The 13453-nt window shown below is 50.7% G+C and carries 12 protein-coding genes and 1 tRNA gene; 7 read left to right on the forward strand and 6 right to left on the reverse strand.

What is annotated here, in order from left to right:
• Positions 1–11: 11 nt before the first annotated feature.
• The 4 genes from glmS (at position 12) to LLF78_03010 (ending at position 3944) form a co-directional block, all read left to right on the forward strand.
• Positions 12–1838 (forward strand): glutamine--fructose-6-phosphate transaminase (isomerizing), encoded by a 1827-nt coding sequence (gene glmS / locus LLF78_02995; protein MCE5201464.1) that lies wholly within the window; start codon positions 12–14, stop codon positions 1836–1838.
• A 107-nt stretch (positions 1839–1945) separates the two neighbouring features.
• Positions 1946–2302 carry a hypothetical protein gene (locus LLF78_03000; protein ID MCE5201465.1) on the forward strand — a complete coding sequence of 119 codons (357 nt, stop codon included), beginning with the start codon at positions 1946–1948 and terminating at the stop codon, positions 2300–2302.
• Positions 2299–2547, forward strand: a complete 249-nt coding sequence (locus tag LLF78_03005; protein MCE5201466.1) for a GIY-YIG nuclease family protein — start codon at positions 2299–2301, stop codon at positions 2545–2547. The genes LLF78_03000 and LLF78_03005 overlap by 4 nt, the downstream gene beginning before the upstream one ends.
• A 110-nt stretch (positions 2548–2657) precedes the next feature.
• Positions 2658–3944, forward strand: coding sequence for an adenylosuccinate synthase (locus tag LLF78_03010; GenBank protein MCE5201467.1), 1287 nt, complete (start codon positions 2658–2660; stop codon positions 3942–3944).
• 131 nt (positions 3945–4075) lie between these two features.
• On the opposite strand, the gene LLF78_03015 is transcribed toward LLF78_03010, so the two are convergent.
• The 5 genes from LLF78_03015 to LLF78_03035 form a co-directional block, all read right to left on the reverse strand.
• The gene (locus LLF78_03015; GenBank protein MCE5201468.1) at positions 4076–4444 is read right to left on the reverse strand and encodes a hypothetical protein; all 369 of its coding nucleotides are present in this window, start codon (positions 4442–4444) and stop codon (positions 4076–4078) included.
• 10 nt (positions 4445–4454) lie between these two features.
• Positions 4455–6176: a 23S rRNA (adenine(2503)-C(2))-methyltransferase RlmN gene (rlmN, locus tag LLF78_03020; GenBank protein MCE5201469.1), complete on the reverse strand. Its 1722-nt coding sequence runs from the start codon at positions 6174–6176 to the stop codon at positions 4455–4457.
• Entirely contained in the window at positions 6176–7438 is a 1263-nt protein-coding gene (locus tag LLF78_03025) for a serine hydroxymethyltransferase (protein ID MCE5201470.1), read from the reverse strand. The genes rlmN and LLF78_03025 overlap by 1 nt, the downstream gene beginning before the upstream one ends.
• A gap of 63 nt (positions 7439–7501) precedes the next feature.
• Positions 7502–8737 (reverse strand): Zn-dependent hydrolase, encoded by a 1236-nt coding sequence (locus LLF78_03030; GenBank protein MCE5201471.1) that lies wholly within the window; start codon positions 8735–8737, stop codon positions 7502–7504.
• Positions 8738–8846: 109 nt separating this feature from the next.
• Positions 8847–9956, reverse strand: a complete 1110-nt coding sequence (locus LLF78_03035; protein ID MCE5201472.1) for a phosphodiester glycosidase family protein — start codon at positions 9954–9956, stop codon at positions 8847–8849.
• A 192-nt stretch (positions 9957–10148) separates the two neighbouring features.
• Here LLF78_03035 and LLF78_03040 point away from each other — a divergent pair.
• Together LLF78_03040 and LLF78_03045 are read left to right on the forward strand one after the other, a co-directional pair.
• Positions 10149–10224, forward strand: a tRNA-Ala gene (locus tag LLF78_03040).
• 171 nt (positions 10225–10395) lie between these two features.
• Positions 10396–12318: an FAD-dependent oxidoreductase gene (locus LLF78_03045; protein ID MCE5201473.1), complete on the forward strand. Its 1923-nt coding sequence runs from the start codon at positions 10396–10398 to the stop codon at positions 12316–12318.
• Positions 12319–12457: 139 nt separating this feature from the next.
• Here the strand turns inward: LLF78_03045 and LLF78_03050 are convergent, their stop codons facing one another.
• Complete coding sequence (locus LLF78_03050) at positions 12458–12646, reverse strand: 4-oxalocrotonate tautomerase family protein (protein ID MCE5201474.1); 189 nt, start codon at positions 12644–12646, stop codon at positions 12458–12460.
• Positions 12647–13045: 399 nt separating this feature from the next.
• Between LLF78_03050 and LLF78_03055 the strand changes: the two genes are divergently transcribed.
• Positions 13046–13453 (forward strand): prepilin-type N-terminal cleavage/methylation domain-containing protein (locus tag LLF78_03055; protein ID MCE5201475.1); only part of this gene is annotated, 408 nt, incomplete at its 3' end.

Below are 13453 nucleotides of genomic sequence, written 5' to 3' on the forward strand. Positions count from 1 at the left end.
GAGATAGATATATGTGCGGAATCATGGGTTACATCGGGGGCAGGGAGACTACTAAAGTTATCCTGGATGGTCTCGCCAAACATGAATACAGGGGTTACGATTCTGCGGGCATCGCGGTCATCAGAGACGGCAAGATTTATGAGCTTCGCACGATCGGAAGGGTCTGCCAGCTTGCAGAGAAGGTCGCAAAGGAAAAATTCACAGGCGACTTCGGCATAGGTCACACAAGATGGGCAACACACGGCGGGGTAACAGAGAACAATGCACACCCGCATATGAGCAGCGACGGCCGTGTTGTGCTCGTACACAACGGCATAATAGAAAACGCCCGCGATATCCGTGCAGAGCTCGAAGCCAAGGGCATAAAATTCCACACCGAGACAGACACAGAGTCCGCGGTGCAGTACCTCGGGTGGGTTTATAAAGGAGATCCAAAAGACGCGATAGTCCAGCTCACAAATCGTATCCGCGGCGCATTCGCGCTCGTCATAATGTTCTGTGACAAGCCCAATGAGATATGGGTGGCGCGCAAGGGATCACCGCTGGTAGTAGGCCACGCGGGAAATGAGGGCTTCTGTGCTTCCGACCCGACAGCGCTGCTCGAATATACGCGCGACGTCTGGTTTATGGACGACGATGAGATAGGACAGATAACCGAAACGGGATGCAAATTCTTTGATTTCGACGGTGTCGAACATGAAAAACAGTCGATGCACCTTGACTGGGATGCGGCGATGACCACCCGCGGAGATTATCCTCATTTTATGCTCAAAGAGATACACGAACAGCCGGAGGTAGTAACGCGCACACTTCTGGGACGCGTCGCGGACAACAGTGTCGACCTGAGCAAGGAGCTCGACTGGACGGCGGAACAGATAGCGAAATGGAAAAAAATCCACTTCGTTGCATGCGGCACATCACACTATGCAACTATTGTGGCGGCGAGAATTATGGAGACTTTCGGGGATTTTGAGATCCGCACTGAAGTGGCGTCGGAATATCGCTATAGGAACATCCCTATCGGCCCGGATACACTTGCCATATTCGTCTCGCAGTCCGGTGAGACCGCCGACACTCTCCAGGCCGCTCGCCTTGCAAAATCCAGAGGGGCAACGTGCATCGTAGTAACGAACGTGCGCGGCTCAACCATACACCGCGAAGTGGACTATGCGCTTGTGACCCCTGCAGGGCCGGAGATAGGGGTAGCTGCAACAAAGACCTTCATGGCCCAGATAACGGTCCTCACGCTGCTTGGCCTCTACCTTTCAAAACTCAGGAACGAGCTGCCGCCAAAGACCGAGAAAAGGATCATATCAGCTCTGATGGACATCCCGGCAAAGCTGGCGAAAATACTTTCAGAGGAAAAAGAGATAGCCCGGATAGCGCGTAATTTCGCCGACGCAAGGGGCTTCTTCTTCATAGGGAGAGGGCTCGCATATCCGCCGGCACTTGAAGGCGCGCTTAAACTGAAAGAAATATCCTACCTGCACGCGGAAGCATATCCGGCAGGAGAAATGAAGCATGGACCCATAGCGCTTCTTGACAAGGAACTGCCGGTGGTCGCACTAGTACCCAAAAATGATCTCTGGGAAAAAACAATATCAAACATCGAAGAATCCATGGCGCGCAAATCTCCCATAATCGCGATTGCCACCGAGGGTGACGCTGAGATCGGACATTATTCCAAAAACGTAATATTCACGCCCGAAACCGAGCCCGAGCTCTTCCCCTTCGTGGCAGTAGTGCCGCTTCAGCTTTTCGCATACTACGTGGCACGCCAGCGGGGCTGCGATATCGATATGCCAAGGAACCTCGCCAAGAGCGTTACAGTAGAATAAATCAGGCCGGCTCATGCATCTGCGGGCAGATAATCCGCATCGGGCAGGACTTTTAGTTTTGGAGCGACAGATTTATTGGTTTTAAGCTGTCAGTAAGGAGCCTGTAAATGAAACTCAAAAAAACTACGACACTGTTTTTAGTTTTCCTGATTGTCTTCGTTTCCTTTGCACCCTGCTTTGCTGCAGACTCGGAGAACAGCATCTCCCGCGGATCAAGTCTGGAGAGATTTATCTCGGTCTTGTCCGTATGGGGCGGATTTCTCGCGAAAGTCACGGGCTCTTATGATCTGCTCAATAACATAGGACATTTTCCAGAGTTCGTACGCACGTGGCACGGTTTTATAGGATCAGACGGTTTCAGCCCTGGATTTTTTTTCAGAACACTCCTCTTTCTGCTTGGTGTTGACATCATGCAACAGCAGCAGATAGATGATGATACCTCAACCGAGAGCTATTCTATATGACGGTATTCGTGTATATTATAAAATGTTCCGACGGGTCGCTTTATACGGGTTGGACTACTGATGTTGCAAAAAGAATAGCTGCGCACAACAACGGCACAGGCGCAAAATATACACGCGGACGCCGGCCGGTCATGTTGGTCCATTCAGAATCATTCGCGTCAAAAGAAGCGGCATTGTCAAGAGAAATCGCAATAAAAAACCTTAAACGCGACAAAAAACTCAAGTTGATCGAAGGCGAAAAATAATGCCTTGCCTATTGTAAAATACACACAATGTAGGTTACAATATTTCCTGTATTTTAATCAATGTAAGCAATATTTTCCCATACAAATGTATATTCGAAGAGGTGCTCAATATGAAGGGTCGCACAGATGTGGTTTTAGGGGTCCAGTGGGGAGACGAGGGCAAGGGACGGGTCGTTGATGCGCTTGCAGGAGACGCGGGCATCGTCGTCCGTTATCAGGGCGGAGCTAATGCGGGGCATACTGTCGTGGTCAAAGATGAAAAATATGTCTTTCACCTTCTGCCGTCCGGGATACTCTATCCGGATAAGGTCTGCCTCATCGGCAACGGAGTCGTACTTGACCCGGAGACCCTTTTTGAGGAACTGGACGGACTTAAGGCCCGCGGTAAGGAACTTGCGCGTCTTGTTGTCAGCCACGGCGCGCACATCGTCATGCCATATCACAAAATGATAGACAGGCTTTCAGAGGGAGCGCGCGCATCCGACCAGAAGATAGGCACCACGGGACGCGGCATAGGGCCATGCTATTCCGACAAGTTCGAGCGCGTTGGAATAAGGGCTGAAGATCTTACAAATCCTGATATTCTGAAGGAAAAACTCACTCTCAACATCAAGCTGAAAAATGAGATACTGACAAAGATATACGGCGCGGAGCCGCTGGATTTCGAAAATATATACAGCACCGCTCTTGAATGGGGCGGAAGGCTGAAACCTATGCTCGGCGATGCATTTCTTGAGATCGACAATACACTGCGGTCGGGAGCAAACGTCCTCTTTGAAGGGGCTCAGGGCACACTGCTTGACGTGGACCATGGAACATATCCTTTCGTGACAAGTTCAAGCCCATGCGCCGGGGGTGCGTGCACCGGAGCAGGCATCGGCCCTGGACGCATAGACAGAGTCATAGGAGTTACAAAAGCATATTGCACAAGGGTAGGAGAAGGTCCGTTCCCGACAGAGGACAAAGGATCGCTTGGCGAAATGCTCCGCACAAAAGGCGGTGAGTACGGTGCGACGACCGGACGCCCAAGGCGCTGCGGCTGGAACGACCTCGTCGCCGTTGATTACGCGGTAAAGATCAACGGACTTGACTGTATCGCTCTCACAAAGCTTGACGTGCTCTCAGGGTTTGACGAGATAGAGGTATGTACAGCATATGAGATAAACGGCAAAATACAGAAACATTTTCCAAGCAGCTGTTCAGATCTCTCCAAAGCACACCCTGTATTTAAGCAGCTTCCCGGGTGGGAAGAGGATATCAGCGTCTGCCGCAGCTTTGAAGAGCTCCCGCAGAACGCACAGGATTATGTGCGCTTCATTGAAGATCACACCGGCATCCCTGTAGTCCTTATCGGAGTCGGAGTCGGACGTGAGGATACAATACTCAGGGGGATATAGCAGGCCTGTTTGTCAAATATTTGCGGATCTTTCACGAAAGTCGGGCGTATCTGAAAAAGATCCGCCCGACTTGTGTATCAATCTGCTGATGGCATCCTGTAAAATGCTTATGGAAATTTACCGTGAATGTATCAGTTTCCTGTATTATTGGGCGCCTTATCCTCGCTCTCCTCTTTTCTCAGCGCAGTTGCCGGCAACTCCACAACTTCGCCTTCCGCCTCATCATCCGGATCGATCGGCTCTTGAGATGGCTCATAATAGGCACTTTCGGGGGCATCGATGATCTCCGGGTTGTCGGGAGTACTCTCCGGGCGTGACCCAGCCGCAAAAGGATCATGCCCCTTGCGGTTCGTATAGATACTGAATGTGGCCCCCCTGAGCAGGCCGAATATCATGGCAGCAAAAATCAGGAGGCCAAAGAGACCGATCAGCATTATCGCAGCCGGAAAGGCAAAACCGAAAATCAGGGTACCCAATAAGAGAAGGGCAAGCAGTCTCATTCTATTCCTCCTATAAGGATTTCTTAGGCGGTCTTTTAGTTTTAGATACGCCTCTTACCGGAGCTTTGCGCAACCCCTTTGAAGGTTTCGCTCCGCTCCGGGTCTTCGGAGAAGCCTTCTTGCCGCGGGAATCAGATTTTTTCTCTCCGTGCCGGGATGCGGATTTACCGTCACGGATTTTGTATTCACTGCGCTCCGGCTCGGCACCCTTGTCATGTACCTTATATGCCGGACGTTCGCCGCGCGTCCCGCGGCCATCCTCCGGCTTGCCGTCGCGGGGTTTGTAGCCGGAAGGACTTCTTTTTACTTCTTTGCGGGGATGCTCTGTTTTACCCCCGGCTTCAAGCTCCGTCCCCTCGCCCTGACCTCTGTATTTCGGGCGCTCTTCCTTCATCCTGCCGCTGCGATAGCGTTCCTGTGCCGGCCTGTCTGTCTTGCCGCGCTTATCGCGGGAGACCGGCGCCCTTCGCCCGCCGCGTTCTTCGACAAATCCCCCGGAAGGTTTTTTTGTTATCTCTTTTGGATCTGATCCGCTGCGCGTCGCATCACTCATCCTTTTTGCCCCGCCTGCTTCCTGCGGGCGCGGTTCGCCGCGGATGCCGGCCCGGCTGCGGTGAGCTCTTGCCGGAGCCGGGTCGGTTTCCTTTTTAACAGCCTGTTTCCCGATATATGCCTTAGGTTCAAGCGCACACGGTTCGCCGGTCATGGTCTTTCTCCTAAGCTGGCCGCAGGCAGCATCGATGTCAGATCCCTGTTCCTGGCGTATTTCCGATTCAAATCCGGCCGTCTCCAGAATCGTGCGGAATCTTAAAACGTTCTCCGGCTTGGGTTTTTCATAACGTCCGTCAACCGCATTGAACGGGATCAGGTTGATGAACACATGTATCCCCTTAAGGTAGCGCACTAGCTCGCGCGCATGCTCCACGCTGTCGTTTATCCCGCCAAAGAGCACATATTCTATCGTTAATCTGTCTCCGGTTATCTTCTGATATTCCTGCATAGCCATGCGCAGCTCATCTACAGGGAATGTCTGGTTGACAGGCATGAGCATGCTTCTGAGCTCATCATTCACTGCATGGAGCGAAACAGCGAGTTTCACTCCAAGCCCGGAATTCGCAAGCTCGCGTATCCCCGGGATCACACCGGAGGTTGAGATAGTGATATGGCGGATGCCGAGGTTTCTCATCTTAGGGCTGTTGAGCATACGTATCGACTTCAATACGTTGTCTGTGTTCAGAAACGGCTCTCCCATCCCCATGTAGACGACATTGTTTATATCGCGTTCAACTTCTTTTTCCATTGCCAGGAACTGTCCCGCTATTTCACCGGCTGAGAGGCTTCTGACATATCCTGAGAGCCCGGTAGCACAGAACGTACACTGCAGCGGACAGCCAACCTGCGTCGATATACATGCTGTCAGTCTGTCTCCCTGTTTCAGCAGCACAGACTCAACGCTCTCTCCGTCACGCAGCTGCCATAAATATTTCCTCGTTCCGTCTATATTGGAACGCTGCTCTTTCACGAGTACAGGCACGCTGAAATCGACCCGCTGCGCAAGAAGTTCACGCAGCCGGACCGAGAGGTCAGTCATCTGTCCGACATCAAATACATGCCTCTGCCACATCCATCCGCAGATCTGGTCTGCGCGGAATTTAGGCTGCTGCAGCTCTTCCTCGAGCCATTTGACCCATTCTTCGTTGTTAAAGTCTAATGCATAAATTTTTTCACCCATTAATTAGCCCAGGGCTGCACAAGGTCCGGATATAGCGGGAACTCCTCAGTGAGTGCTGACATGCGAGCCCTTACTTCTTTCTTTATAGTCTCGTTGTTCGGGTTCGAAAGTACTGTGTCTATCGCTTCCGCAATTATTTCCATCTGTGTTTCCTTCATGCCGCGCGTAGTTACGGCCGCCGTTCCGAGGCGCACGCCGCTTGTGACCATAGGCTTCGCCGGGTCAAATGGGATCATATTCTTGTTGCAGGTTATCCCGACTTCGCCAAGCAGCGTCTCGCCTTCCCTGCCTGAGATGCTGCGCGAGCGGAGATCAAGCAGTATGAGATGGTTGTCCGTACCACCTGAGACAAGGCGGAAACCCCTGTCTGTCAGCGCCTTTGCAAATGACGCGGCGTTGCTTACGACCTGGGCCGAATACTGTTTGAACTCTTCGGTCCCGGCCAGCATGAACGTTACAGCCTTTCCCGCTATAGACTGGACAAGCGGACCGCCCTGTATTCCGGGGAAAACAGTTTTGTCAAGCAGCTGGGCATATTTCTCCTTGCAGAGGACAAACGCGCCTCTCGTCCCGCGAAGCGTCTTATGCGACGTGGAGCTTACAAAATCGGAATACGGCATCGGGTTCGGATGAACTCCTCCTGCGACAAGACCTGCGATATGGGCCATATCAACAAGCAACACTGCCCCGACTTCGTCAGCTATGGCACGAAACCGGGCAAAATCAATAAAACGCGGGTATGCGCTTGCACCGGCAATTATCAGTTTAGGCCTGCTTTCCTTCGCCAAACGTTCAACCTCGTCATAGTCGATAGTCTCCGTTTCGCGGCTCACGCCGTATCCGACTATATTGTAGAAACGCCCCGAAAAGTTAACCGGATGTCCGTGTGAAAGATGTCCGCCGTGGTCAAGCTTCATTGAGAGGACTGTGTCTCCGGGGTCCACCGTCGCAAAGAAGACAGCCTGATTGGCACTGGCGCCGGCATGCGGCTGGACATTTGCATGATCTGCACCGAATAGCCTGCATGCTCGCTGGATCGCTATTTCTTCTATTGCCTCCACATACTGGCAGCCGCCGTAATATTTATGGTGCGGATACCCCTCGGCATATTTGTTCGTCAGAATGGAACCCTGTATCTCAAGCAGAGCGCGGGGCACAAAATTCTCCGAGGCTATGAGCTCGACATGGACGCGCTGCCTGCCGAGCTCATCCGCTGTCAGTTTGTATATATCAGGATCTAGTATCTTTAATGTCTGTGTCATTATTTGGTTCATTTATGGCACTCCTTTCAGCACAAGAGATTAAGAATCTGATTCTTATTTAGATTATACCAGTTCAAGGACAGATTGCAGAAGAACGTTGCATCCGTTCTCCGCATCGCCGAAATCCGTCCACTCCTCAGGGCAATGGCTTCGCCCATTGAATGACGGCACAAAAATCATAGCTGTAGGGCATACGGAACAGAGAAACTGCGCGTCGTGCGCCGCCCCGCTGTACATGCGCTTTACGGTCAGGCCGAGCTGAAGAGCTTTCGCTTCAATGTGAGAGACCATCTCGCTGTTGAAGATGACCGGCGCGACTTCAACGATTTTTTCAAATTTATATTCAAGACCGCGTTCAGCCGCACATGAAACGATCAGATCTTCAATGCGCTGTTTGCCCTCTTCAAGAAGCTTTGGATCATACTGTCGGAAATCAATTGTGAATGAACACTTTCCCGGGACTATATTTATAATGTCTGGATCAGGGCTGATCCTTCCCATAGTCGCAACGCTGCCGTTCCCGATCTCCGCCGCAAGCTCTTCAACTTTGAGCGCAAGCGACGCAGCTCCAAGCAGGGCGTCTTTGCGCATATCCATCGGGGTAGAACCGGCGTGGTTTGATTCGCCGACATATTCGCCCTTCCACCATGCAAGCCCCTGAATGCCCTCCACCACGCCTATCTGTATCCCCTCGGCGTCAAGTTTAGGCCCCTGCTCTATGTGGAGTTCAAAATAATTCCCGGACGGGACGGTCTGGTCCCCGCAATAGCCGATGCGCCGCAACTCATCTCCGACCTTGATGCCGAGGTCGTCGGCAACAGCATAGAGTTCCGCCAGCTGCTTCGTTCCCGTGTAGAAAATGCTCCCCATCATGTCAAGCTGGAAGCGCGCCCCCTCTTCATTTGTAAAAGCAGCGACAACGAGCGGCCTCTCCGTGTTTATGCCATTGTCATTCAGCGTGCGGATCACCTCAAGAGCGCCAAGCACACCGTAAACACCGTCAAACATGCCTGCGTCACGCACCGTGTCTATATGGGAGCCCATCATCACAGGCAGGGCATTCGGCAGCCCCCCCTGCCTGATCCCGAAAATATTGCCGATCTCATCTATGCGGACCTCAAGTCCGGCATCCTTCATCCATCCGCATAATAAATCACGCCCCGCCTTGTCCTCATCAGTCAGAGCAAGCCTCGTTCGCCCGCCCGTTGCCGGATCGAACCCGATCTGACCCATGATCCTGATGGATTCTTCAAGACGCCCGCCATTGATCCTGAGTGACGAATAGCCTCCATGTGCCATGTTATAAATCCCCCTGATTCGATATGCTTGCTTCGGCTGGGAAAATAACCCTTCCGCATACAAAAACATGTGCCGGAGCCTCTTTTTTATCGGCAGCGGCACAGATCTTTTATTGCCTGACTCCATACCCCTGCTCAAACATAAGGACCGCATACGGGATAGGACGTTCGGAATCCCGGCTGTTGCTAGGCTTTGTAAACGTCATGCCACGCCACCACAAGGAACTCGACCCCCCGCCGTCAAGGTTCAGTGCCGTCTTCATCCCAAGCCATCGGCAGAACTTGCGTGTCTCATCTATCGTGGTGCCCACGCTGTGCATATTATCACGACCGTCAACAACGGCCCACATGATATGTTTGCCGTCAGTTCCGACAAGTGTGCGCGGATGGCGCAGGCTGAGAACATTATCCTGTATATTTTCCGTGTTGTCGACGATTTCACCGTTCTTGAGCAACAGTGGCCCGGCCTGAAGCATCTCCGTGTATTTGTCGAGCCGGCTGTCTTTTTCTATATCCGCAACTTCCTTTCCATCTATGAATATCGTCTCTCCCTTATCGTTCCAGCCAAATGCCGATCGCTTAGGCCAGAACCTTGCGTTGTCGGTGTAGCCCTGACGACGGAGCACGCCGATGGGCTTAGCTCCGGCAAAATAACCGCCGTTGATCCCGCCGATAACCCCATAATTCTCTGCGGCTATAGTCCCAAGCGGCGCCTTGTCCGCCCCTATCATCACCGCTGTCGCGATCTGGCATGGGACTTTCTCCATGTCGATGACAAGCACAGCGGCATACATAGGCTCGTTGACGCCTTTCTTGATATCGCCGTTGACTGGACCTGCAGGATCACCTACGCCGTGCTTTATTATTATAAGTTCCGTGTCTCCGGATTTAAACGATGCCTTCCATGCCGCGCTCTTTGAACATTGCTTGAGCCAATCGGTTAATACAGCTATATCCTGCTCTGTGAATGGCTCATAAAAAGCGGAACGGATCTCTTTGGGCACGGGCGGGACCATGTTGGCCGCGATCTCAGAGAGAGGGTCTTTATCGCTCCACTCGGGCAGCATCGTTATCTGGTCGTACATGGAAATCTCAAAGCCCCAGCCCATAGCCTCAAGGGCAAGCCTTGTCGCAAAGGCCTTAGTCACTGCTCCGTCTTCTTCGGAAAAATACTCCATCGGCACCGTGTGACCCAGGGCATCGAAAATCTTTGGAAGCAATTCAGCTCGCGTCATTGCGGAGGCAGTGGCGGCATGCATAAAAAATAACAGTAAAAATATAAACATACCAAGCGCGTGTTGTTTTTTGATTTTTTCAGATATGGCAAGTATTCTCATAGGTTTATCATAGTATTGACACCACAATGACTAATCAGTATAATTGCCCATGTTCGACGGAAACTGATAGCTTTCGGGGATATAGCTCAGTTGGGAGAGCGCTTGAATGGCATTCAAGAGGTCAGGGGTTCGAATCCCCTTATCTCCACCAGAAATTATAAGCCCTTTTATAGGCATGGGCTTTAACATAGAAGACTTCCTGAACGGTGATTGCAATCAAAAAAATCGCCGTGAAGGAAGTCTTCTTATTATACTGACATAGGATATTACATCCGATGATATAATGATAACTGGGTAAAGTACAAAATAAGGGGGATGCATAATGTTAAAAAACGTTTTTTCGTCCATGCGGATAGGTAAAATGGATATTCCCAACAGATTAATCGTGCCGGCTATGGTGATGAATTTTTGCAACAGTGACGGCACAGCCACAGAGAAGTTCGCCGCTTACCATGAGGCAAAGGCGATGGGAGGCTGGGGGCTTATAATCACAGAAGATTATGCTGTGGATCCAAGGGGCAAGGGATTTACCAATATTCCGGGGCTTTGGGAAGATAGGCAGATAGAAAGCCATTTTAAGTTCACTGAAAGAATACATAAGTGCGGCAGCAAGATAGTAGCTCAGATATATCATGCCGGCAGGCAGACAAACCATCTTGTCATCGGAATGCCTCCGGTGGCCCCATCGCCTATCCCCTGCCCCTCCAACCAGGAAATACCACATGAACTTACCATACGGGAGATTCGCGAAATCGTGGGGAAATTCGGCGATTGTGCGCTGCGGGCAAAAAAAGCCGGATTCGACGGCGTAGAGGTACACGGAGCTCATGGCTATCTGATCGCCCAGTTTATGTCTCCTTATTCCAACAAAAGAACAGATGAATACGGCGGCGGTCTCATGAACAGGATGCGGTTCCCTCTGGAGATCATATCTGACATCAGGGCTAAGGCCGGCAACGATTTTCCTGTAATATTCAGGATTTCCGGGGATGAATTCGTACCCGGAGGCAGAACGATAGAGGATACCAAATCTATCGCCCTATTGCTCGAGCATGCGGGAATAGATGCCATTCACGTTTCTGCTGGGGTTTATGCCAGCACAGAGGCAATTATACCGCCGGCTGCCGTACGCCATGGATGGATCACCGATTTTGCCGCAGAGGTTAAAAAAGTTGTTTCAATACCGGTAATTACCGTTGGCAGGATAAATGATCCTATAATGGCAGAGACAATAATAGCATCCGGCAAGGCTGACTTTGCAGCCATGGGCAGAGCCTCGCTGGCAGATCCGGCCCTTCCCAATAAAGCGGCCGCGGGCAGGTTTGATGACATCAACTACTGCATAGGGTGTTTGCAGGGATGCATCGGCAACCTGTTCGGCGGGAGACCCGGAACCTGCCTCGTAAACCCGACAATAGGCATGGAATCCGAGTTTATTATAAAACCTGCAAAAAACAGAAAAAAGGTATTTGTTGCAGGAGGCGGCCCTGCCGGCATGGAAGCCTCGATGGTAGCTGCTCAACGCGGCCATGAAGTTCACCTGTACGAAAAGACCGACCGGCTTGGCGGACAATATGCCATTGGAGCCATGCCGCCAAACAAAGGCGAAATAGATATGTTTATAGTCTGGCAGTATAATCAGATGAAGAAATATGGTGTCAAGATACATTTCAATGCCGGACTGACCGCAGATATTGTCGAAAAAGAATCTCCCGATGCTGTGATAGTGGCCACCGGGGGGGAACCCTTCGTGCCCGATATCCCGGGTAAGGATAAGCCGAATGTGGTAAATGCCAATGATGTGCTATTGGGCAGAGTTGATGTAGGTCATAGGGTCATAGTAATAGGAGGCGGCATGGTCGGTTCTGAAACAGCGGATCATCTGGCAAACCACGGGAAAGAGGTCACTATTGTCGAGATGCTGCCGCAGATCGCAAAGGACGAAGAGGCCGCGGTCAGATACTTCCTTATGAAGGATCTAAAGGAAAAAGGGGTACGGATATATACAAATGCACATGTTATGGAAATATTGGATAACGGCATCGTAGCTGATACAGATGGGGTTAAAAACACCATATGCCCCGCTGATACCATAGTGATGGCTCTCGGCGCCAAATCTGTGGATATACTGACAGAGCAGCTTAAGGGAAAGGTGCCACAAATCTTAACCATTGGCGATGCCCTCAAAGTCAGGAAAGCGCTGGAAGCCGTAGCAGAAGGCCATAAGGCAGGGCTGGAGGTATAACCTCTGATCTCTGTCTCCCCAGGTCGGGGGCCTGAGGGGTATCACACGGCTGGGATCACAATACCGAATAGACAAACAGAACAGGCTGCCTGATCGATATAAGCAGCCTGTTCCTGTTTCATCCGGATATTACCTGTTGCTATTTATGCTTCTCTGACAAAAGAGTGCCGCCGCTTCCGATGTTATCCATGCTGTTCTCCCTGATCAAAATCTGAAACGCCTGCTCAGGTATGCCTAACACTTCCTTTGAAACCTGTGTCAGCTTCGCCACAAGCTCAGCCTTCTTTTCTTTGGGTAGCACCGGTCCGTCAAATTGTATAATCGGCATGTTGTCACCTTCTTTCATAGATCGATTTTTATCGGACAGCCACTACGCTTTCCCCCGGGAAAGCAATCTGAACCTTAAAAAATACATATAGAACCGCACGATGAATAGCAAAGGCAAGCCCTTTAAAGGGTATGATCAAAATCACCACAAATCAAGCCATATCTATTAAAGAAGACTATAATGGCAAACATTATAGCATATAATATCAATAATAGCGACGTACATCGGGCCGGTGATGCGGACAAAAACTAGTGTCTTGACATTGTGGGGTACTTTAGTTTATTGTTCGCTGTATAATGATGAGTTTTTTAAATGATTTGGAAACTGAATATATTAATGGCTTTGCACATGAAATCTGTCACAGCATTCCGAAATATGGCAAAGCGAGGTGCCTGACAAATGAAAATCAATAATGATATTTTAAAAAAACAACGGGCGTTCACTATTGTGGAAATGCTTATAACCATAATTATAATAGGTATTGTTGCCGGGATATTGATCCTTTCTGCGTATGCTTTTATCGAAAAAGCGAAAGAAACTGAATGCTCTGGCGAGCGAAGGCAGATCACAGCGGCATATACGATTGAAAAATACACTTCCGGAAAAGATTTTGAAACAACTATAGTTAAGGTTATGTCCGAGACACCGAATGCAGAAGAGATATCGATTGCCAGTAATGAGGCAACGTACAGCGGTCTATGCAAGGATGACGGGGTTTATACGGTCACTCCGTACCATGATATGTCTGTTAAGGTTGTCTGTTCGGTACACGGAGGCGGAGAAGAAACAACCAGCGGCGATACGGGC

It is taken from the genome of Synergistaceae bacterium, assembly GCA_021372895.1.
In the GTDB taxonomy this organism is placed as follows: domain Bacteria; phylum Synergistota; class Synergistia; order Synergistales; family Synergistaceae; genus JAJFTP01.

Bases quoted from the DNA above. Each gene is read 5' to 3' on its own strand.
- glmS (MCE5201464.1), top strand. From the start codon at position 12: ATGTGCGGAATCATGGGTTACATCGGGGGCAGGGAGACTACTAAAGTT.
- LLF78_03000 (MCE5201465.1), top strand. From the start codon at position 1,946: ATGAAACTCAAAAAAACTACGACACTGTTTTTAGTTTTCCTGATTGTC.
- LLF78_03005 (MCE5201466.1), top strand. From the start codon at position 2,299: ATGACGGTATTCGTGTATATTATAAAATGTTCCGACGGGTCGCTTTAT.
- LLF78_03010 (MCE5201467.1), top strand. From the start codon at position 2,658: ATGAAGGGTCGCACAGATGTGGTTTTAGGGGTCCAGTGGGGAGACGAG.
- LLF78_03015 (MCE5201468.1), bottom strand. From the start codon at position 4,444: ATGAGACTGCTTGCCCTTCTCTTATTGGGTACCCTGATTTTCGGTTTT.
- rlmN (MCE5201469.1), bottom strand. From the start codon at position 6,176: ATGGGTGAAAAAATTTATGCATTAGACTTTAACAACGAAGAATGGGTC.
- LLF78_03025 (MCE5201470.1), bottom strand. From the start codon at position 7,438: ATGACACAGACATTAAAGATACTAGATCCTGATATATACAAACTGACA.
- LLF78_03030 (MCE5201471.1), bottom strand. From the start codon at position 8,737: ATGGCACATGGAGGCTATTCGTCACTCAGGATCAATGGCGGGCGTCTT.
- LLF78_03045 (MCE5201473.1), top strand. From the start codon at position 10,396: ATGTTAAAAAACGTTTTTTCGTCCATGCGGATAGGTAAAATGGATATT.
- LLF78_03050 (MCE5201474.1), bottom strand. From the start codon at position 12,646: ATGCCGATTATACAATTTGACGGACCGGTGCTACCCAAAGAAAAGAAG.